Annotated in this window: 22 protein-coding genes; 12 read left to right on the top strand and 10 right to left on the bottom strand. The window is 32.2% G+C overall.

The genetic code is table 11. From position 1 onward, the window contains the following. The first annotated feature begins 49 nt into the window (after positions 1–49). Positions 50–1,267, top strand: coding sequence for a carboxypeptidase-like regulatory domain-containing protein (locus tag Q0822_RS14420; protein WP_299124849.1), 1,218 nt, complete (start codon positions 50–52; stop codon positions 1,265–1,267). Positions 1,268–1,515: 248 nt separating this feature from the next. Here Q0822_RS14420 and clpX read toward each other — a convergent pair whose 3' ends face one another. The 6 genes from clpX to Q0822_RS14390 form a co-directional block, all read right to left on the bottom strand. After that, positions 1,516–2,748, bottom strand: a complete 1,233-nt coding sequence (gene clpX, locus Q0822_RS14415; protein ID WP_299124847.1) for an ATP-dependent Clp protease ATP-binding subunit ClpX — start codon at positions 2,746–2,748, stop codon at positions 1,516–1,518. Positions 2,749–2,793: 45 nt separating this feature from the next. Beyond that, positions 2,794–3,468 (bottom strand): ATP-dependent Clp endopeptidase proteolytic subunit ClpP, encoded by a 675-nt coding sequence (gene clpP / locus Q0822_RS14410; protein ID WP_299124845.1) that lies wholly within the window; start codon positions 3,466–3,468, stop codon positions 2,794–2,796. Between the two features lie 87 nt (positions 3,469–3,555). Beyond that, positions 3,556–4,878, bottom strand: coding sequence for a trigger factor (gene tig, locus Q0822_RS14405; protein WP_299124843.1), 1,323 nt, complete (start codon positions 4,876–4,878; stop codon positions 3,556–3,558). Positions 4,879–4,958: 80 nt separating this feature from the next. Continuing rightward, on the bottom strand, positions 4,959–5,306 hold the full coding sequence (locus Q0822_RS14400; protein WP_299124841.1) for a phage holin family protein: 348 nt from the start codon (positions 5,304–5,306) through the stop codon (positions 4,959–4,961). Between the two features lie 19 nt (positions 5,307–5,325). Then, positions 5,326–6,090: an alpha/beta fold hydrolase gene (locus Q0822_RS14395; protein WP_299124839.1), complete on the bottom strand. Its 765-nt coding sequence runs from the start codon at positions 6,088–6,090 to the stop codon at positions 5,326–5,328. Beyond that, positions 6,087–6,800 carry a pyridoxine 5'-phosphate synthase gene (locus Q0822_RS14390; RefSeq protein WP_299124837.1) on the bottom strand — a complete coding sequence of 238 codons (714 nt, stop codon included), beginning with the start codon at positions 6,798–6,800 and terminating at the stop codon, positions 6,087–6,089. The genes Q0822_RS14395 and Q0822_RS14390 overlap by 4 nt, the downstream gene beginning before the upstream one ends. 90 nt (positions 6,801–6,890) lie before the next feature. Here Q0822_RS14390 and Q0822_RS14385 point away from each other — a divergent pair, with 90 nt between their 5' ends. The 9 genes from Q0822_RS14385 (at position 6,891) to Q0822_RS14345 (ending at position 15,558) form a co-directional block, all read left to right on the top strand. Next, complete coding sequence (locus tag Q0822_RS14385) at positions 6,891–7,547, top strand: CBS domain-containing protein (RefSeq protein WP_299124835.1); 657 nt, start codon at positions 6,891–6,893, stop codon at positions 7,545–7,547. Positions 7,548–7,549: 2 nt separating this feature from the next. Then, positions 7,550–8,428 (top strand): NAD kinase, encoded by an 879-nt coding sequence (locus Q0822_RS14380; RefSeq protein ID WP_299124833.1) that lies wholly within the window; start codon positions 7,550–7,552, stop codon positions 8,426–8,428. Positions 8,429–8,539: 111 nt separating this feature from the next. Then, the gene (locus tag Q0822_RS14375; RefSeq protein ID WP_299124831.1) at positions 8,540–9,229 is read left to right on the top strand and encodes a DUF6089 family protein; all 690 of its coding nucleotides are present in this window, start codon (positions 8,540–8,542) and stop codon (positions 9,227–9,229) included. Continuing rightward, complete coding sequence (locus Q0822_RS14370) at positions 9,230–9,970, top strand: isoprenyl transferase (protein ID WP_299124829.1); 741 nt, start codon at positions 9,230–9,232, stop codon at positions 9,968–9,970. After that, positions 9,942–12,533: an outer membrane protein assembly factor BamA gene (bamA, locus tag Q0822_RS14365; RefSeq protein ID WP_299124827.1), complete on the top strand. Its 2,592-nt coding sequence runs from the start codon at positions 9,942–9,944 to the stop codon at positions 12,531–12,533. Before Q0822_RS14370 ends, bamA begins: the two co-directional genes overlap by 29 nt. Before the next feature lie 196 nt (positions 12,534–12,729). Then, positions 12,730–13,800, top strand: coding sequence for an OmpH family outer membrane protein (locus Q0822_RS14360; RefSeq protein WP_366125111.1), 1,071 nt, complete (start codon positions 12,730–12,732; stop codon positions 13,798–13,800). Between the two features lie 33 nt (positions 13,801–13,833). Continuing rightward, positions 13,834–14,334 (top strand): OmpH family outer membrane protein, encoded by a 501-nt coding sequence (locus Q0822_RS14355; RefSeq protein ID WP_299124825.1) that lies wholly within the window; start codon positions 13,834–13,836, stop codon positions 14,332–14,334. A gap of 63 nt (positions 14,335–14,397) precedes the next feature. Continuing rightward, complete coding sequence (gene murI / locus Q0822_RS14350; protein WP_299124823.1) at positions 14,398–15,177, top strand: glutamate racemase; 780 nt, start codon at positions 14,398–14,400, stop codon at positions 15,175–15,177. A 33-nt stretch (positions 15,178–15,210) separates the two neighbouring features. Further along, positions 15,211–15,558, top strand: a complete 348-nt coding sequence (locus tag Q0822_RS14345; protein WP_299124821.1) for a GTPase — start codon at positions 15,211–15,213, stop codon at positions 15,556–15,558. Here Q0822_RS14345 and Q0822_RS14340 read toward each other — a convergent pair. Genes Q0822_RS14340 through Q0822_RS14330 form a run of 3 tightly spaced genes read right to left on the bottom strand, consistent with a single transcriptional unit; the run spans position 15,548 to position 18,974 of the window. Beyond that, a complete protein-coding gene (locus Q0822_RS14340) occupies positions 15,548–16,063 on the bottom strand; it encodes a gamma carbonic anhydrase family protein (protein WP_299124819.1) in 516 nt (171 codons plus the stop codon). The two genes, Q0822_RS14345 and Q0822_RS14340, sit on opposite strands and share 11 nt — an antisense overlap. A 2-nt stretch (positions 16,064–16,065) precedes the next feature. Continuing rightward, the gene (locus tag Q0822_RS14335) at positions 16,066–16,800 is read right to left on the bottom strand and encodes a LytTR family DNA-binding domain-containing protein (RefSeq protein ID WP_299124818.1); all 735 of its coding nucleotides are present in this window, start codon (positions 16,798–16,800) and stop codon (positions 16,066–16,068) included. Positions 16,801–16,802: 2 nt separating this feature from the next. Continuing rightward, positions 16,803–18,974, bottom strand: a complete 2,172-nt coding sequence (locus tag Q0822_RS14330) for a histidine kinase (protein WP_299124816.1) — start codon at positions 18,972–18,974, stop codon at positions 16,803–16,805. Between the two features lie 217 nt (positions 18,975–19,191). On the opposite strand from Q0822_RS14330, the gene Q0822_RS14325 reads away from it, so the two are divergent. Together Q0822_RS14325 and Q0822_RS14320 are read left to right on the top strand one after the other, a co-directional pair. Then, positions 19,192–20,223, top strand: a complete 1,032-nt coding sequence (locus Q0822_RS14325; protein WP_299124814.1) for an SIMPL domain-containing protein — start codon at positions 19,192–19,194, stop codon at positions 20,221–20,223. Between the two features lie 4 nt (positions 20,224–20,227). Further along, positions 20,228–21,400: a vWA domain-containing protein gene (locus Q0822_RS14320; protein WP_299124812.1), complete on the top strand. Its 1,173-nt coding sequence runs from the start codon at positions 20,228–20,230 to the stop codon at positions 21,398–21,400. Positions 21,401–21,437: 37 nt separating this feature from the next. Here the strand turns inward: Q0822_RS14320 and Q0822_RS14315 are convergent, their stop codons facing one another. Next, the gene (locus tag Q0822_RS14315; protein WP_299124810.1) at positions 21,438–22,448 is read right to left on the bottom strand and encodes a type IX secretion system membrane protein PorP/SprF; all 1,011 of its coding nucleotides are present in this window, start codon (positions 22,446–22,448) and stop codon (positions 21,438–21,440) included. Between the last annotated feature and the right edge of the window lie 84 nt (positions 22,449–22,532).

Here is a 22,532-nt window from a genome sequence, read left to right as displayed (position 1 = left end):
TTCATACAGTTAATGGTAAATTGTGTTATTAATCCATTATCCCTACGTTATGAAATCTACAATAAACCTGCTCTCAGTAGCACTTATGTTTTGTATTTATGGCTCGTCCTACAAAACAGACCCAGTAAAAAACATTACAGTTGATAAATTGAATAAGAGTGGCTATGTTTTTGATGTCAATGTCTCAAGAATAAATTCAAAATACTCTGAAATTGCTAGTGCAGTTTTTAGAAATAAACTCGTCATTGTTTCATCAAAAAAAATTGGTGGCTTAAACAAAAATATTGATCCTATTACCAAAGAGCCATACACAGATTTATTTTGCATGGACATAAAGCAAAACAGTGATTTTTCACCACCTTTATTATTCAGCAGAATATTGAACACAAAAGCTAATGAAGGTCAGGTAGCATTTTCGTTAGATGGACATACTATATACTACACACGAAGTGATATTGAAAATACAAAAAACTATAAATTGTATAAGGCAACTTTAGAAAAAGATTCTTACGGTAAATGGGAGAATCATATGGAACTAGCTATTAGTAGTAATGATTATTCTGTAGAAAATCCACACATTTCTGCAGATGGTAATTTTCTGTATTTTTCTTCTAATATGGCTGGAGGTTTTGGCGGATTTGATCTATATAAATCAGATATACATGAAGATGGAAGCATTGGTAATCCCATAAATCTTGGAAGTTTCGTTAACTCAGCCTTTGATGAAAAATATCCTCATACTTCGGAACGAGGAAAAGAACTCTTTTTCTCATCTACAGGCTATAATAGTATTGGTGGCTATGATGTTTTTATTTCTAACATGAGTAAAGGAGATTATTCTAAACCCAGAAATTTGGGAACCACTATTAATTCTCAAAAAGACGAAATTGGCTTTATGATTATTAATGATAAAACAGGTGTATTCTCATCTGATAAAAACCATGCTACCAATGGCTTTAATATGTACCATTTTAAAGCAGAAGCCATTTACAGAGAATTACAAGGTGTGGTTGTAACTGAAGATGATAGAATATTACCTAATTCTACTGTTGTATTACTAAATGATGAAGGTAAAGAAATAGAAAGACAAACTACAAGTATTGACGCGTCTTACCGCTTTAAAATTAAAGCTTTTGGTGATTACCAGCTGGTTGCTGTTAAAGAAGGATTTGACGATTATGCCCTTCGGTTTGAATCTGAAGAAAATAAATTGAGAGCTGTCTTAAGATTAACTCCTAACGTCACTTACAATAAAAGTAAACCTTAAACATTTTATCCTTAAAAAATGCATTAAAGTTTCATACAACGAAGATTAAATTAGTTTTAACTAATAAACAAATCAAACTTCTGTTGTTTCAGACCGAAGCTAATATATTAGCATCAAATAAATGTGCTATTTATTACAATTACATTAAAGATATTGCAAGCAATATTATATTAATCAATCCCTAACTAAAAAACCACAATTTCTAAATTAGAAATTGTGGTTTTATTTTTAATACGAATTTTTATTTTTTAAGATACTGCTTTTAACTTCTTCAATGTAGATTTAGACAATCTATCTTCTGCATAAGCTTTGGTGACATTCAATTTGGTATCACCAGAACCTGGCAAATTAAACATAGCTTCTGTTAAGATTTCCTCGCAAAGTGAACGCAATCCTCGAGCTCCAAGTTTATATTCAATAGCTTTTCCTACAATGTAATTTAAAGCGCCTTCTGTAATTGTCAACTCAACCTCATCCATTTTAAACAACTTTTTGTATTGTTTTATAATGGCATTCTTAGGTTCAGTTAAAATAGCCCTTAAGGTATTAGCATCTAACGGATCCATATGAGTTAACACAGGTAACCGCCCAATAATTTCTGGTATTAAACCAAAATCTTTTAAATCCTTTGGAATTATATATTGAAGAATATTATCATCATCAACATTATCATCAGAATTAATAGAACTATAACCAATTGCCTGCATATTTAAGCGCTTAGTAATGACACGTTCTATACCATCAAATGCACCACCTGCAATAAATAGGATATGTTCAGTATTTACTTCAATGAATTTTTGATCAGGGTGTTTACGACCACCTTTTGGTGGTACATTAACTACAGTTCCTTCCAATAATTTCAACAAAGCCTGTTGAACACCTTCACCAGAAACATCTCTAGTAATAGAAGGGTTATCACTTTTTCGTGCGATTTTATCGATTTCATCAATAAAGACAATACCTCGTTCTGCTTTTTCTAGATTATAATCTGCAGCTTGCAACAGACGCGTTAAAATACTTTCTACATCTTCACCTACATAACCTGCTTCTGTGAGCACAGTTGCATCAACAATGGCTAAAGGCACATTTAACATTCTAGCAACAGTTTTAGCCATTAGTGTTTTACCTGTTCCTGTTTGGCCAACCATAATGATATTACTTTTCTGTATTTCTATATCATCATCAGATGGCGGTTGTAATAAACGCTTATAGTGATTATAAACGGCAACAGACATTACACGCTTAGTGTATTCTTGTCCTATAATGTATTCATCTAAAAATGCCTTAATTTCCTTAGGCTTTCTGAGCATTAACTCAGCGCTTAATTCAGAGTTGCCTGTTTGTTTTGATTCTTCAATTACAATACCATGAGCCTGCTCAATACAGCGGTCACAAATATGTGCGTCTAGTCCTGCAATTAATAAATTTGTTTCTGGCTTTTTCCTTCCACAAAATGAACATTCTAATTCTTCTTTTGCCATAATTTAAATTCTAATTAGGAATTATATAGTCGAAATTAAAGGTAATTACTTGCGTGCTAATACTTCATCAATCATTCCGTAATCTAACGCTTCATTCGAAGTCATCCAGTAATCACGGTCAGAATCCTTTTCAACTTGATCGTATGTTTTACCTGAATGGCTAGAGATAATATCATATAATTCTTTCTTTATTTTTAAAGTTTCACGAACTGCAATTTCCATATCAGATACTTGCCCTTGCGTACCACTCATTGGTTGATGAATCATTACACGAGAGTGTTTTAATGCAGAGCGTTTCCCTTTTTCACCGGCACACAATAACACAGCCGCCATAGAAGCTGCAATACCTGTACAAATTGTTGCTACGTCTGGTTTTATAAATTGCATTGTATCATAAATACCTAAACCAGCATATACTGAACCTCCAGGTGAGTTGATATAAATTTGAACATCCTTAGATGCATCAGTACTTTGTAAGAATAATAACTGTGCCTGTATAATATTAGCTACCTGATCATTTACACCAGTTCCCAAAAAGATAATACGATCCATCATTAAACGAGAAAATACATCAAAAACAGCGATATTCATCTGGCGCTCTTCAATAATATTTGGCGTTAAGTTAGTTGGATACATACTCTCAATAATCTTACTATAATAATTACTATTGATGCCTTGATCTTTTATCGCAAATTTTTCGAATTCTTTACCGTAATCCATATATTTTTAAATTGTTTTTTGATTAAAAAAAAAGCGTAAAACTATTTCAGTTCTACGCCTTAAAGATACTAATTTATTCAATATCGTTTAACTGTAGAATTCTTTAACAAAATCATCATAAGTGATTTCTTTTGTTTTAATATTCGCTTCAGTCTTATATAAGTTTAACAATTTCTGACTCATTAACTGCTCAGACAAACGTTTTACCTCTTCTTGGTTTCCTAAAATACGTGCTGCAATGTCCTCTAATTCTTTTTCAGAAGGATTCATTTGACCAAATTGAGCCATTTGCCCTTTAATCATTTCCATTGAATACGCTTTCAAGTCTTCAAACTGAACTTGTAGGTTATGTTCTTGGATTAATTTTCCTTCAATTAACTGGTAGCGCATACTTTTTTCAGACTTTTCATATTCCTCTTTAGCTTGCTCTTCACTCATTTCTTCTTCACCAGCTGTTTGCATCCACTTTTGTAAGAAACTTGCTGGTAAATCGAATTTTGTATTTTCAACTAAATATTCAGTAACATCATTTAATAATTTCTGATCACCTTGTTGTGCAAATTGCTTTTCTGAATCTTCTTTGATTTTTTCTTTTAACTCGGTAACAGAAGTTACTGCTTTAGCTCCAAAAAGCTTATCAAACAAATCTTGATCTAAATCTGCTAATTCTCTTCCATTAATCTCGGTAACTTCAAAATTAACTTCAACATCTAAACCATGAGCATCGTCGTGAGATACTTTTAAAAATGTCATTAAGTCATGGTCATCATTAAACAAACCTTTAGTTTTTAACGATATAACATCTCCCACTTTGGCGCCAATAAATTTCTTAGGATTTGTTTTCCCTTTTAATTTATCTAAAGTGATCATAGTAGAATTATCAATATTCTTCTCTTCATTGAAGAAAGTTCCCGTAATTTCGGAATCTTTAGTAACTTCATTTTGAGAAATAATCTTACCATATTGCTTTTGAATATGCTCAATTTGATTATCAATCATTTTATTATCTGCAACAATATTGTAATGCGTAATTGCTTTTTTACTTTTAAGGTTTACATCGAATTCTGGAGCTAAACCTAATTCGAACTCAAAAGTAAAGGCATCTGCATCCCAATCTAAATCATCTTGTGCTTTTGGCAAAGGATTACCTAAAACATCTAATTTTTCTTCTACTAAGTACTTACCAAGTGCATCTTGAAGCAATTTGTTTACCTCATCAACCAATACAGCTTTACCATATTGTTTTTTAACCATTCCCATTGGCACATGACCTTTTCTAAAACCAGGAATGTTAGCAGACTTTCGGTAATCTGTTAAGATTTTCTCTACTTTGTCGCTGTAATCTTCTTTAGCGATATCCACTTTTACAACTGCATTTAATGCATCGATGTTTTCTCTTGTAATGTTCATTATTATTGAAACTAAAATTGGGCTGCAAAAATACAATATTTTTTGCAACCCAACAACAGTTTTAGACGTTTGGTTTTGAGCTACTTTTTATCTTCTTTTAAGAACGATTGTAACAATGATTGCAGTATAGATAAGAGGATACTGAAAATAAGTGCTGTCCAAAAACTACTTACTCCAAAACCGTCTATAAGTTTATCTGCTAATAAGATGATTAATGCATTTATAACAAGCAGAAACAAGCCTAAAGTAATTATTGTTATTGGCAAGGTTAGTATCACCAAAATTGGTTTTACCAACAAATTAAGTATGGATAGTACTACTGCAACTATTATAGCACCTAAATACCCATCTACACTTACTCCATTTAAAACATGTGCTAAAACAAAAACTGCAACTGCATTAAGTAAAAGTCTAATTAATAAATTCATGATATAATTTTGTTTTTATTTAAGATACAAAATTAATTACTTTCTCATAAAAATCTTTAGGATTCTCTGCATGTAACCAATGACCTGCATTAGAAATGGTAATAATTTTTGAATCTGGAAAGTGTCGTTGAATAATTGCTTCGTCACCTTGTCCTATATACTCAGATTTATCACCACGTAAAAACAAAGAGTCTTTTTTAAAAGTTGCATGTATTGGCAATGCTTCACCAACTTCTGAAACATTTTCTTTTAAAACTGGTAAATTAATTCGCAATCCTAATTCTCCTTTTTCAACCCAATATAAATTTTTGAGCAAAAACATACGTGTTCCCATTTCAGGAACATAATCACTCAAAAATTCATCTGCTTTACCTCTACTCTTAAGTTCTGAAAAATCTAAACGACTTAGTCCTTCTAGAATAGCATCATGATGCACAGGATAATAACGAGGTGAAATATCAGCAACTATAAGTTTACTAACTAGTTCAGGATATTTGGTTGCAAACAACATTGCCGTTTTTCCTCCCATGGAATGACCTAGCAAAATAATATCACTTAAATTATGATCATCACAATAGTTTTTCAAATCTTCAGCCATTAGCTCGTAATCAAAACGGTCTGAATGGAAACTACGTCCATGATTGCGCTGATCAACTAGATGAACTTCAAAATCAGCTTCGGCAAATTGCTTAGCTAAGCTTTTCCAGTTGTCACCCATTCCTAAAAAACCGTGAAGAATAATAAAAGGTTTACCTTCACCTATAATGTTAGAGTGTAATATCATTTCAACTTATCTAAATACTTACCAATAACAGTCTCAACTCCCATATACAAACTCTCAGCGATGAGAGCATGTCCGATTGACACTTCTAATAAGCCTGTAATATTTTCTTTAAAGAATTTTATGTTATCTAATGACAAATCGTGGCCAGCATTAATACCAAGACCTATCGCATTTGCCAAACCAGCACATTCCATGTAAGGATTTATAGCCTCTTTATTACCCATGCCATATTGGTGTGCAAAGGCTTCAGTATATAATTCTATTCTGTCAGTACCAGTAGATTTAGCACCTTCTATTTGATGTAAATCCGGATCTACAAAAATTGACGTTCTAATCCCATTACCTTTAAATTCTTTAATTACTTCAACTAAGAAATTTTTATGTTTTAAAGTATCCCAACCTGCATTAGAGGTTATTGCATCAATAGCATCTGGGACTAAGGTTACCTGTGTTGGCTTTATCTCTAAAACCATATTTACAAATTTTGGAATTGGATTGCCCTCTATGTTATACTCGCTATAAACTTCTGGTTTTAGATCATATGCATCCTTATAACGAATATGACGCTCATCTGGTCTTGGATGAATGGTAACACCTTCAGCTCCAAAACGCTGAACATCTTTTGCAAATTGAACGACATTTGGAACGTCTCCTCCTCTGCTATTTCTTAAGGTTGCTATCTTATTTATATTAACGCTAAGTTTGGTCATATCAATAGGTTTTGAATCACAAAAATACAAACATGAGAACGCTTTTTATGGTAATTTTTGATTAATTTGCAACATATTTAATGCTTAGCTATGCAACTACAGGATTTTGTAATTAATGATGTAAAACCACTTAGTACTACTGATAAAATAGGTGATTTACAATTGCTATTTAATCAGCTTACTTATTCACATATTCCTATTCAGAAGGATGGAATTTATCAAGGCTGTATTTCAGAAACTGACGTACATTGTTTTGAAAGTGCTAAGATAGTAAGTGATTGTAATTATGCTATTGAAGGTTTTTTTGTGAGACAAACTACAAATTGGTTAGATGTTCTTGAAGCGTTTGCTCAAAACGATTCTAACATAATGCCAGTATTAGACCATAATAATAAATACCTTGGGTATTATGAGCTCAATGATATTATACATTTATTTAATGAAACACCTTTCTTCTCTGAACCTGGCGGCATATTAATTGTAGAAAAAGGAATACATGATTATTCATTTAGCGAAATCAGTCAAATTGTAGAATCTAATGATGCCAAACTTTTAGGTGCGTTTATTTCTAAAATGGATGGTGATTTAGTTAGAGTAACTATAAAAATTGGTAACGGGAGTCTCAATGAAATCATTCAAACCTTTAGACGATACAGTTATAACATTGTATCTGGTCATGAAGATGATTCCTACATAGAAAGCCTAAAATCAAGATCTCAATATCTTGATAAATACCTAAATATGTAAGAATGAAAATAGCAATTTATGGTCAGAATTACATTAAGGATAACACTCAAGAAGTAGTAGAAAAACTTCTGTACTTTTTATTGGAGAAAGAGGCTATTGTTTATTTTGAACAAGATTTTATTAAAACTCAAAATTCTGCAATACAAAATAGTTCCTCAATAAGAAAATTTAACAAACTAGATGGTAGTTTCGATTTATTAATTAGCATTGGTGGCGATGGAACAATTTTAAGAGCTATTACCTATGTTAGAAATTTAGGGATTCCTATAGTTGGAATTAACACAGGTCGGTTAGGGTTTTTAGCTACCATACAGACCAATGAAATTGAAACTGCACTTTCTGAGATTTTCGAAGGTAAGTATAAGATTTCTGAACGCACACTACTAAGTGTATCAGCATCTCCTAAAAATAATGATATAGAAGAAACTAATTTTGCACTTAACGAAATTGCCATAAGCAGAAAGAATACAACATCAATGATAACTGTTGAAACCCATCTTAATGATGAGTATTTAACGTCTTACTGGGCCGATGGGCTCATTTTATCTACACCAACAGGTTCCACTGGCTATTCACTGAGTTGTGGTGGACCAGTTATTACTCCAGATGCTAACAATTTTGCACTAACACCCATTGCACCACATAACCTCAGCGCGCGTCCTTTGATTATTCCAGATAATACTAAAGTAACTCTAAAGGTAAATGGTCGTGAAGATCAATTTTTAATATCTCTAGACTCTAGGATAGCGACCTTACCAAATACAACAACTGTAACCATAGAAAAAGCAAATTTTGTTATTAAGATGGTAGAACGTTTAGAAGAGACTTTTTTGGATACGCTTAGAAAAAAATTACTTTGGGGAGAAGATCGTCGTAACTAAAGCCAAATTATACAATAATTACCTTCAAATTCTGTTTATCTGTAATACCAATTTGTGTCAAATTATTGAACACAAATCTTAATTACTATATTTGCAAACTCTTAAAAAATTATGAGGTACTTTATCCTAATTTTATTTGGCCTTTTTATATCCAAAAATGTTGACGCTCAAATTTATGAGGTTGGTGTTTTCTTTGGTGGAAGTAATTTTGTTGGAGATGTTGGCTCTACAAATTACATTTCGCCTAATCAGCCAGCAATGGGTGCTATAGTAAAATGGAACAGAAGTCCTAGACATTCTTTTAGAGCTTCTATTATATATACTGACTTAGAAGGTGTTGATAGTAAATCCAATGATCCCAGGCGTGTACAACGAGATTATGGTTTTGAAACTGGTCTTTTAGAGATATCTTTAGGAATGGAATTTACATTTATGGATTTTGATTTGCATACAATTGGTTTTAAAGGTACTCCGTATATATACTCAGGTATCACTATTGCTAATCATGACAATTATTATTTTACGCCGACAGGAGACTATACATCAGAAAATACAAGTAGTTGGGCTTATGGTATACCTATGGTTTTAGGTTACAAAACAAGGATGTCGAATCAATTAGTTTTGGCAGCAGAAGTTGGAGCTCGTTATACCTTCTCTGACGAATTAGATGGAAGCGTACCAGACTCTGCAGGGAGAGAATCTTTAAGCTTTGGAAATACTAATAGTAATGATTGGTATGTATTTTCAGGAATTACACTAACTTACACCTTTGGTAGAAGACCTTGCTATTGCAATTTTTAGATGAGTTTAAAAGAACAAATAAACAAAGAAAAGCTTCCCAACCATATAGCAATTATTATGGATGGCAATGGGCGTTGGGCAAAACAACAAGGTCTTTTGCGTGTCATTGGACACGAAAGTGGAACAAAAGCTGTGAGGCAAACTGTTGAAGCTTCAGCTGAATTAGGTATTAGAAACTTAACACTCTATGCTTTTTCTACAGAAAACTGGAATAGACCTAAACTCGAAGTACAAACTTTAATGAAGCTTTTAGTAAAGTCCTTGAAGAAAGAAATAAAGACCTTACAAGACAATAATATAAAGTTATCAGCTATTGGATGCTTAAATGATTTACCTAAAAAGGCTCATCAAGAACTTTTAGATGTTATAGAAAAGACAAAAAATAATACAAATATGACATTAACCTTAGCTTTAAGCTATGGATCTCGTGAAGAAATTGTTAATGTTATTAAAGAATTATCACTTAAAGTTAAAAATAATATAATTTCTGTTGAAAGTATTGATGAATCCATTATAAATAAGCATCTTTACACGCAAAATTTACCAGATGTTGACCTGCTTATTCGCACAAGTGGGGAACAACGTATTAGTAACTTTTTGCTTTGGCAAATTGCCTATGCAGAATTATATTTTACCGATATTTTATGGCCAGATTTTAAGAAAGAAAATCTATATGAGGCGCTCATAAATTATCAAAACAGAGAACGAAGATTTGGAAAAACAAGCGAACAACTTACCTAATACAACAGTATTGAAGTCATTAATTACACTAATTTGTACTGTATTTCTTTTTACAATTTCACCCATAGGTAACGCTCAAGTAGAAGGTGGTAAAAAATATGTTATTAAAAATATTACTGTAACAGGTAACACCAATTTTAGTGCACAAACAATTATCGCATATTCTAAGCTTAGAAAGGATGAAGAAATACAAATCGGCGGAGAAAAAATCGCTAATGCTGTAAAGACCTTGTGGAAGTCTAACTTATTTAGCAGTATAGATATCTATGTTACTAATATCGATGGAAACACAGCGGATTTAGAAATTAAACTTATTGATTTGCCAGAACTAAAAGACCTTACCATTGAGGGTGTTAAAAAAGGTAAAAAAGAAGAAATTGTTAATGAAAATAAGCTTCAAACAGGTCAAAAAGTTACAGAAAACCTTATTGCAACAACAAAGAACTACCTTACTAACAAATACAAAAAGAAAGGGTTCTTAAATACTAAAGTAAATATCACTACTTCTCAGGTTATTGATTCTGTGGAAAAAGAGCGTGTAGATATGCGTATCGCAATAGACAGAGGCCAAAAAGTAAAAATTAAAGCAATCAATTTTGAAGGCAACGAAAAGATAAAGGATAAAAAGCTTCGTAAAGCTATGAAGAATACGAAGAAAAAGAGCCTTAGCCCATTGAGAGTTTTGAAACGTTCAAAATATATAGAAGAAGACTTTAGAACAGACTTAGTCAGTGTTGTAGATTATTATAAGGAAAATGGTTATAGAGATGCTAGAATTATTTCGGATTCTATTAGTTATCTCGATGAAAAAACTATAGATCTTCATATCAAAGTAGAAGAAGGTCAACAATACACTTTTGGAAAAATATCTTTTGTAGGTAATTCAGTTTATTCTGATCAAACTTTAGCTGCTGTTTTAGGAATTAAAGAAGGTGACACTTATAATGGAGTTGAACTTAGAGAACGAATAGCAGATCAGAACAATCCTGACGCTAGTGATTTAACCAATTTATATCAGAACTATGGTTATATGTTCTCTACCATAAATCCTGTCGAAATTAGTGCTGAAGGCAATGTTATTGATATGGAAATTCGTATTTCAGAAGGTAAACCAGCATATTATAATAATGTAACTATTGTAGGTAACGATGTTACAAATGACCATGTTATATACAGGGAAATTAGAACACGACCTGGTGAGTTATACCGTAAATCTGACATTATTAGAACCATGAGAGAACTCGGGCAACTTGGTTTCTTTGATGCACAACAATTAACTCCAAACATTAAAAATCCAAACCCAGTTGATGGTACTTTAGATATAGAATATGCCGTAGTAGAACAAGGATCTAGTCAAATACAACTACAAGGTGGTTATGGTGGAGGTGGTTTCATTGGTACCTTAGGTCTATCGTTCAATAATTTCGCGATAAAGGATATTTTCAAAAAAGAAGCATACAAACCAGTTCCAAGAGGAGATGGGCAAAGTTTAGCATTAAGGCTTCAAGCAAGTCAATTTTTTCAAACTTATAGCTTCTCTTTTAGTGAGCCTTGGCTAGGTGGCAAAAAACCATATCAATTATCAACTTCACTTTCTCACTCAAAACAATTTTTATTTAATCAAGCAACTAGAAGACCCGATAAAAGTAGAAGTTTTAATATTACAGGTTTAACTCTTGGTTTATCTACCAGGCTTACAGAACCAGATGATTTCTTTATATTATCACAAGCCATTAGTTACCAACACTACGCTCTTAATAATTATAATACAGGTTTGTTCACCTTTGGAAACGGAACGTCAAATAATCTATCGTATACCATAGGTTTAAGTAGAAATAATCTAACCATAGATCCAATTTTCCCAACTGGTGGCTCTAGTTTTACTGCTTCAGCCAAATTCTCATTCCCTTACTCATTAGTAAATGGTGTAGACTATAAAGCTTTAAAAGATGAACGCGATTCATTAGATCCTACAGATGTCGATGATTTTGCACGTATTGGAGAAATCGATCAAGAACGTTACAACTGGTTAGAATTTTACAAAATAAAATTCAAGGCAGATTGGTATACATCTCTCGCAAAATTTGGTAAAAACAACTTAGTTTTGAGACCAAGCGTCGAATTCGGATTCCTTGGTGCTTACAATAATGACAGAGGTATTATTCCATTTGAGCGTTTCTTTGTTGGTGGTGATGGTTTAGGTAATTTTTCTCTTGATGGTAGAGAAATTGTGCAACTACGAGGCTATCCTAATCAATCTCTTTCAACTACAGACGGAGGTTCTATCTACAACAAGTTTTCTTTAGAGTTGCGCTATCCTATAACTTTGGGAGCACAAGCAAAGATATATGCATTATCATTTTTAGAAGCAGGTCAATCTGTAAATAGCTTTAGAGAATTTGACCCATTTAATCTCAAAAGATCCGCAGGTTTTGGTTTAAGAATATTTATGCCAGCTTTTGGTTTACTTGGTATAGATTTTGGACATGCTTTCGACAAATTACCAGATGGATCATCTCCAAAAAGATGGGAAACTCACTTCATTATAGGACAACAATTTTAAGTTTGGCACGATATTTTCTAATAGCTAATCGAGTATTTCATCATGGTGCTAAAATTTTTAAGAATATATTTCGTTAAATTTGAAGCAAAGTAATACTAAAACGACAAATTTTGGTTTTACCAATATAAGTCTCAAATAACAAAATACATTAATGATGAAATATAAAGTTCTTTTTTTACTGGCAATAATAAGTCTAATGAGCTTTAGTGCGAATGCACAACGAGGTGTTAGAATAGGTTATATTGATACAGAATATATTTTGCAAAATGTCCCAGAGTACCAAGAAGCTTCAACACAACTCGATAAGAAAGTTCTTAAGTGGAAAACTGAAATAGAAACAAAATTAAATGCTATTGAGCAGAAGAAAAAAGAACTCGATAATGAAAGAGTGCTTTTAACTAAAGAGCTATATGATGAACGTTTTGAAGATATTTCGTTTGAGGAAGCTGAAATTTTAGACTATCAGCAAAAGCGCTTTGGACCCAATGGAGATTTGATGATTCAAAAACGCCAACTTATTGAACCAATACAAGATCAAATTTTTTCAGCAGTACAAGAAATTGCTGAAACTAAGAAATATGATTTCGTATTCGATAAATCTGCAGATGTTGTAATGCTATATTCAGCAGAACGTTATGATATGAGCGAGCAAGTTTTGCGGACCATTACCAGAACATCTAAAAGAACACAAGCAAAAAACAAAAAAGAGCGTAAAGCACTTGAAGATGAAGAAGTTGTTCCTATAGTAAGTGAGGAAAAAGATGATCGTCAAAAAGCATTAGACGAACGAAAAGCAACAAGAGAGGCAGAATTGGCAGCAAAACGTCTTGAGAGAGAAAAAGCCGCAGAAGCTAGAAAAATCCAACAAGATTCTGTAAGAGAAGCGAAAAAGCGTGAAGCCGTAGAGCGTCGTCAAAAGGCTATAGATGCTCGCAACAATAAGAATGCTACAACTGATGATAAAGCAAAAACAACAGTTAAAGATTCAACAACAATAAAAAAATCTATTGTAAAAACAGATAGTACAAAAGCAAAAGCTGCGGTTAAAAAAGATTCAACCAGTACTAAAAAAGTAAAGACAGAAGCTGAAATTTTAGAAGAACAACGCCAGAAAAAAGTAAAAGATAGAGAAGCTCGTAAAAAAGCATTAGAAGATAGAAAGAAGAAAATTTTAGAGCAACGAAAAAAAGCACGTGAAGAGCGTGAGAAACAAATAAAAAAGAATGATTCTATAGCAAAAGCTAAGAAAAAAGAAGACAACAAATAATAATTTATAACACACAAATACAATTTAGAAACAATGAAACATTTAAAAACATTACTATTCGCAACAGTACTTTTTGTAGGAGCTACAAGCTTTACATCTGCCCAAAGTAAAATTGCTCATATTAATAAACAAGAGCTAATTAAAGCTATGCCTGCGTACACGCAAGCTCAAGCAGAAATTGATAAGCTAAGTGAAACTTATCAGGCAACGATACAAGGTTCTCTTAAAGAGTTAGACACAAAGTTAAAGCAGTACAATGCTGAAGCTGAAGGACAAACTCAAGAAGAAAACCAGAAACGTATGCAAGAAGTTGAAGGTATGAAGCAAAGTTTAGGTCAATACCAGCAGCAAGCGCAAAAAGATTTACAAGAAAAGGAGTATAATCTACTAAAGCCTATCGTTGAAGAAGCAGATAAGGCAATTGCTAGTGTTGCAAAAGCTCAAGGTTTTCAATATGTAGTGGATTCTGCAATGCTAATTGTAGCAGATGGGAAAGACCTTATGGCAGATGTTAAAAAACACCTGAACATATAATTACAACTAAAATATACAGCTAAAAAGTCGCTTTAAATTAAGCGACTTTTTATTTTTGTAATAATGAGTAAAAAACCTATTGGCATATTCGATTCTGGTATAGGAGGTACATCTATCTTTAAGGAGATTCATACACTTTTACCTAATGAAAACTGCATCTATTTAGCAGATAGCAAAAATGCTCCTTATGGCAATAAATCTGAAGAAAAGATTCTTCAGCTCAGTATAAAAAATACAGAATATCTTTTGGATAAAGGCTGTAAAATTATAGTCGTTGCTTGCAATACTGCAACTACTAATGCAATTTCGTATTTAAGGGCTAATTACGATATCCCTTTTATTGGTATAGAACCAGCTATAAAACCAGCTGCTTTAAATACACAATCTAAAACTGTCGGAATTTTGGCAACTAAAGGTACATTGAGCAGTCAGTTATTTCATAAAACAACAGACTTGTATGCGAGTGGAATAAAAGTTATTGAGCAGGTTGGTGAAGGTATTGTGCCACTTATTGAAACTGGTCAGTTAGATTCTCACGAAATGAAAGCATTGTTAGAAACCTATTTGGAACCTATGTTAAAACAAGACATAGATTACTTGGTTTTAGGTTGTACGCACTATCCTTATCTCATTCCGACACTTACTAAAATGCTTCCAGAAAATATAACGATTATCGATTCTGGTTTGGCAGTTGCTAAGCAAACTCAGGCTATTTTAACACGTCAGAACCTATTGAACAGTTCTATCGATAAACCAACTATAAAATTATTTTCTAACGGAGATATTAGCGTATTGAATTCAGTTTTAAATAATGAATTTGATGTTTCTTATTTAGATTTCTAGTAAGCTTTGATATTTAACCCACACTTATAAAGCATGAAGCTAATTTTCATATACAATGCTAATTCAGGAAAATTAAATGCCATATTTGATGCCGGACATAAATTATTTAACCCTTCAACTTATAAATGCAGTTTGTGCGCGTTAACCTACGATACGTTTACTGAAAATGAAACGTGGAAAGCTTTCAGAAAAGAAAGTGACCTAATAATGGAGTTTTACCATAAAGATGAATTTGAAAGGACTTTTCCTAATGTAAATATGATATATCCTGCAATTCTTAAACTTGAAGGTAGCCAACTCACAATGGTTTTAAATAATGATATTTTGAATGAAATTCCAGATGTTGAAGCATTGATAGCTAAGCTGAAATCTAGTCTTTAAACCAACTTGAGTATTTTACATAGTTATCAGCAATTCTATTAATCTCTCCAGAAATTAATGCTGTACTAATATCCTTTACTTTTTTTGCTGGAACACCTGCATAAATACTACCAGATTCTACAATAGTATTTTTAGTAACAACAGCACCTGCAGCTATAATACTGTTACTCCCTATTACACAATCGTCCATAACAATACTTCCCATACCAATGAGTACGTTATCTTCTATAGTGCAACCATGCACAATAGCATTATGTCCAATAGAGACATTATTACCAATAGTTGTTGGCGATTTTTTATATGTTGCATGAATAACTGCTCCATCTTGCACATTCACCTTATTTCCCATTTTTATGAAATGTACATCTCCTCTAATAACGGCATTAAACCAAATACTACAATCACTACCCATAGAAACTTCACCTACTATGGTTGCATTTTCGGCCACATAGCAATCTTTTGGTATTTGAGGATGTTTTCCTTTTACTGGTTTTATAATTGGCATAATTACTTAAAATAAGATAATAAATCAGACTTTTTAGAAGCAGAAACCATAATCTCTTTTCCGTTGCTCAACACCACACTTCCACCTTTACCTTTTACATACTTTACTATTTCATTGACATTCACCAAATAGCTTTTGTGTACTCTAGCAAAATTGGCATCTTTTAAGCTCTCTTCTATGTACTTTAATGTTTTACTCACAAGTTTCTTTTTGTTAGTGTTAAGAAAGATCTCTGTATAATTATCATCTGCTTTGCAATACATTATATCTGCAGTTTCTAAAACTTCAAAACCATCTTGTTGTGGTATTGTGATTTTACCATTAACTGAATTTGTTTTAGGTATTAAAACCTGATCTTGTAAAGCATCTTCTTTAGTTCTAATTTCAGTAACATAATCCACAGCTTTAATCAACTCATCAATTGAAATAGGTTTCATTAAATAATAAGAAGCGTGTGCGTTTAAAGCTTCAATTGCATAATGATTATAAGCCGTTACAAAAATAGTCTCAAAATTTATATCACCCACTTTATCTAATAAATCAAATGCATTACCATAAGGCATTTCTACATCTAGAAAAACCACATCTAAGTCGTTATTTCTTATTAATACCAGGGCTTCATCTACGTTGGCAGCTTCACCTAAAATTGAAATATTTGGGCAATACTTGGTAAGATAATTTCTAAGAATATCTCTACTTGTTTCTTCGTCTTCAACTATAATTGCATTTAACTTCATATTTAATCTTTTTTTAAAGTCACGACTACTTTTGTTCCTACGTCTTTTAAATCTTGAAAATCTTCAATCGTTACATCGACTTTGTCTTTATACATTTCATTTAAAATTGCAACACGTTTCTTAATGTTGTTCATACCTTTAGAATTCTGCTTTTTCTGATTGTTTGTTTTTAAGGCTTTAGAGCGTTCTCTACCAATACCATCGTCTGAAATGGTAATAGTTATTTCATCTTTGGCTTTTGGCTTTATTGCTATACTTAAATGTCCTTTTTCTGTTTTATAACGCAAACCGTGCCACACAGCATTTTCAATATAAGGTTGTAATAGCATTGGCGGAATCTGAAATTCTTCAACATCAATAGTTTCATCGACATCTATTGAATAATCGAACTTATCTTGAAATCTAAAATGCTCTAGTTTAGTGTATAGATCTAATAATTCAATTTCTTTTTCAAGTGGGATTAAATCCTCTTCGCTATTCTCCAATACTGAACGCATCAGACGTGAGAAATCAGATAAATACTTATTTGCAGTACGCTCATCATTCGATGCAATAAAGCTATTTACTGAATTTAAGGCATTAAATATAAAGTGTGGATTCATTTGGCTTCGCAACGATTTTAACGCCAGTAAATTATTGGCTAATTTTTGTTGCTTTATATATTTAAACATGAAATATGCGGTGACCAACAATAATATTAAGCCACCAATAAGTGAATATATAATGAGTTGTTGACTTTTGTTTCGCTCTTGAGTAAGTTCATATTTACTTTTAGATAGCGCTCTATCGCTCTCCAAAGACGTAATTCTGTTTTGTTGCTCTGCTATATTTCTACTGAAGCGTGCTGCTCTTGAAATTTCTTGTTCTTTTTTAGCGTATAACTCATCTACTACAATTTTATAATTATCCATCATAGCAAGTGCTTCATCAGTCTCACCTGTTTTTATAAGCGCTTCTGAAAGTCTTCTCGTGGCATCTTTTTTTACCACAAGATCCTCCTTTTCATCTGCCTCTTTCCTACTTTCTTCTAAATAGGGTATCGCATCTGCATAATTATTTTGTAAAATAAGTGCATTACCAATCTTATAATTCTGTTTTTGAGAAGTTATTGGACTTTCGTTTGGTATAATTGAATCTTTTTCAATATCCTTTATGCCTTCAATCGCTTGCTTTCTTAATACAATTTCCTCTTCATAATCTTGATTATCACTATTGAATTCAGCAACTTCAATTTGTTCTTCAACTGCACGTTTTTTATTTTCTTTTGTGGCTAGATTAAGTGAATTACTGTAATAGGTCTTAGCCTTATCTTTTTCACCTTTTTCATTATAAGCCTTGGCTATTTTAGAATTTAAGTCCGTTACTTTTGGTGCTATCAAATGTTTTTCCGCTACTTCTAAACCTTCTTCGTAAGATGAGATTGCTTTAGGAATATTTTTAAGTTTTAAATACGCATCACCAATGCCTTCATATAGAACTGTTTTTTCATAGTTAGTTAACTTCTTCTCATTAAGATTTTCATATGTAGAAATACTCATTTGAAAATCACCATCACTGAAATAGGCTTTTGCTAATTTTAGGTTTGCCGAAGCTGTTTTAGCATTCTCAAGACTAATTTTATACTCCGAAATTGCCAAATCGTACTGTTTCCAATGTACATAAACATCACCTAACAACTCACGAGCTTCTGCTCTCTGTTTGGAACTAATTTCTACATCTAAGGCATCGCCAATAAATTTTATGCTTTTCTCGGCATCCTTTTTGAGATAGGTATCAGCCGAATCAATCATTTGGTTAAATCGCTTTATAGCGGTATAATCTTTGGATTTTCTCGAACTCCAATTATCTTCTGACCTCACCTTTATAGTAATACGCTCACTATTCTCTATGGTATGGAATATGGTTTCAAAATCCTCGTGTCTTATAATCAGCTCATCACCAATCTTTGCACTCACATTAAAATTACCATTAATATCTGTGGTGGTATATCTTCCACCGTTTATTAGGATTTCTACATTACTGTAGGGTTTTCTCGACTCCTCATCATAAACAGATCCTCTAAGATTGAATGTTTTATCCCTCTCTGATTTTATTCTTTCGTTTATCTGTCCAAAAACAAAACTACCAAGCAATAGAAAAAGTAGAGTTATACTATATGTTTTGAATGTTTTCACCAATCTGTTTTATTAATTGGAATAAACTTACATACTTTATTTGGTTTCAAAAAATGGCTTATCTAGAATTTGAGTCTTTTTTACCACTAAAAAGCCATCGTCACTAAATATATGATTCTCTTCACTCATTGAAAATGGCACTTTACTCATTGCTGTTTTTTCTTAAAGTTTTTTCAACTGAGCTTTACAGCATCATTAATCAAAAACATAAATCAAAATGAAAAAAAGCAATTTAGCATTTGTAATGTTATTACTTAGCTGTTATTTCTTATCGGCTCAGCATAAAGGAAACTACAATCAAATTACTCGAGATATTTCTCGACAAAATATTTTAACTTCTGGAAATGCAAATATTTACAATCCGGTTGTTCAACAGCAAATAAACAAAGTATTACATCCAAGCAATGTTTTGACTATTGATGTAAAAGCACTTCAGAATGTAAGTGCTACAACTTATACTGCCATATTTAATATATCGCAAATTGGTCCTTCGGCAGAAAAAACAAATCAGCTCATGAAAGAACGTATTGATAGTATTAAGTATCGTCTTATTAGTAAAGGTATCACTAAAAAGGATATTGCTATTGATGTTATTTCTTTTGTGCCAAACTATGAAGTTGAAGTGACTAAAAAACTATTCAGCAAAACCTACACTGAAGTACCGAAAGGTTTTGAGCTTCAGCAAAATATTCATATTCAATTTACTAAGACTAATCAGTTTGAAGCAATTTTAGAGGCTTGTGCAAAAAGCGAAGTTTATAACTTGGTTAAAGTTGATTACTTTATTGAAAACATTCAAACGGTCTATAAAAATCTTCAAGACCAATTATTAAAGCTTATTGAAGAAAAGAAAGCCTATTATACGACTTTAGGTTTTGATATGTCTGAATATAATGTTGCCATTGCAGATGATAAATACTGTTACTTTCCAAAAGATTTCTACCAAAGCTATCAGGCTTATAACAGTGTCTCATTCGATGCTTTAGAGAAAAAGAAACCCATTACTTCGGTAAAAAAGCAAACATCTTATTACTACCAACCATTAACTTATGAAAGCTATGATGTCGTAATAAACCCTTCAATCTTAGAACCAGTTGTTCAAATAGGAATGAATATAAAATTGCTCTTTACTCCAAAACCAAAAGAGAAAAAAGAACAACCGATTGTTAAAACAAAAATTGACCATAAATACTATGTAATTTCTCCAAATGGAACCATAGATGTAAAAGAATTAAATACTAAAAATTAAAATTATGAAAACACAATTTAAACCTATACTGCTCACATTAAGCCTTATTACACTTATGACTTGCAACGCAAATTCGAAATCGAATCAGCAAGATTTAGCAGTTGTTGAAACTGTAATTGAAACAAATTCGAAATCTGAAAAACCAGAAATTAAAGTAGCATTATTGTTAGACACAAGTAATAGCATGGATGGTTTAATAGACCAAGCTAAAGCACAACTTTGGCAGGTTGTAAATGAACTTTCTTATGCAAAGTGTGAAGATGAAAGTCCTAATCTTAAAATTGCCCTTTACGAATACGGTAATGATAATCTCAATGCTGATGAAGGTTATCTAAGACAAGTAATCACTTTTAGTGACGATTTAGATGAAATTTCAAAGTCACTCTTTTCACTCACTACCAATGGCGGAAATGAATACTGTGGAAAGGTGATTACAACAGCTTTAAACCAATTAGATTGGGGAAAAGATAAAGATGATTTAAAACTTATTTTCATAGCAGGAAATGAACCTTACACACAAGGAACTGTTAGCTACAAAGATGCCTCAAAACTGGCGCATCAAAATGATGTTACAGTGAATACTATTTTTTGTGGTGATTATAATCAAGGTATTTCAACCTACTGGAAAGATGGTGCAGACCTAACACATGGAAACTATATGGCAATTAATCATAATAAAGCTACTGTACATGTAGCATCACCTTATGATGATAAAATCTTAGAGTTGAATGAAAAATTAAATAGAACATATGTTGCCTATGGAAAAAAGGGAAGAGCGAAAATGGAACTGCAAGCAGAACAAGATTCTAACGCTAGAAGTTATAATAAAGCAAATGCCGTAAGTAGAACGGTTAGTAAAAGTTCACGTTTGTATAAAAATAGTTCTTGGGATTTAGTTGATGCCGAAAAAGAAGATGACTTCTCTTATGAAAAATTAAAAGATGAACAACTTCCTGAAGAATTAAAAGGAAAGTCTCAATCCGAAATTAAAACTTATATTGAAAAGAAACGCAAAGAACGTGAAACACTTCAAAAAGAAATTGCTGAGCTTAACATTAAACGTCGAGACTTTATTTCGAACAAAACCAAAGATTCAGAAAATGGGTTAGAAAGCGCTTTGATTAAAGCCATAAAAACACAAGCTAAACAAAAAAATTATAAATGGGAAAAGTCCTAAAAACAAAAAAGGCTCAATTTTCATTGAGCCTTTTTTATTAGTTTATTGCAGGACAATTACATTCATATTTCTCTCTTCTACAATTAAAGTTGTAACCCAATGTTATTTGGTGAAAACCTCCTGTATTAAAGTTTACTGTATTTGCTTGGTAAGAATAGGTGTAAGCAAAAACAAAGTTATTGTAATCAACACCTAAAAATGGAGTTATATACTGTAATTTTTGACTACTAATACCAGAACCATCTTGAAATTCTGCTCCATCTAGACTACGTCTATAAGATAATCCTCCCCAAACTTTACCAAAATCCATTTCCCGATATACTTTTATGTTAGCATCTATTGAAGACTCCTCGGTTGCATCTCTATACATGTACATAAGTGAAGGTTCGTAACTCCAATCGCTTCCGAATTTGCTAAATGTATAACCCATAGATAATAAATAGGTTCTTAAGTTTCTAAACTCAAATCCTTGATTATTAAAATTTATGCCTTCATTTTTCAAAATATTTTTAGCCGTAAAATGAGCATAAAAATCTACGAAATGGTATGAAAAACCGAAATCAATATTAAAATTTGTAGCACTTTGTTCTATTCCAGCTATTAACTGATCAAATTCTCCTGGTGCTAAAAAGTCTGTTTCATCTAATTTGTATTGAAGAAAACCTGCACTCAAACCAAATGATAACATATTCAAATCAATTTCATTTCTTGAAAACATCAAATGATAAGCAAATGTGGCATAACCACCAACTGTAGAATGGTAACCATTAGCATCGTTAAAAAGAACACCTCCTATTGCAACTGGTGAATCTCCAATTCTTCCGTTCATGCTTAATGTTTGTAAACTTGGTGCATCATCTACACCAAACCATTGCTGCCTTGCTGTTAATCTTACCTTAGCACAATTAGCTACACCAGCCATAGAAGGGTGGATTAAGTAATAATTATCAGTTAAATAATCCGAATAAATAGGAATACCTTCTTGAGCAAAACTAAAATCTGCCAGTAAAGTTATTAATGCTATTAAACAATATTTTTTTAATCTCATATTTTTTTATCGTTTCAAGGTAAAATGGGCTTTAAATTCTTTTCGGTTACCGGTCATTGGTTCGTCATACTCTACCATAAACCA

The sequence above is a fragment of the uncultured Winogradskyella sp. genome, assembly GCF_947496485.1.
In the GTDB taxonomy this organism is placed as follows: domain Bacteria; phylum Bacteroidota; class Bacteroidia; order Flavobacteriales; family Flavobacteriaceae; genus Winogradskyella.
Note: the sequence above shows the minus strand (reverse complement) of the source record. Positions and strands in the feature narration are given on the sequence as shown.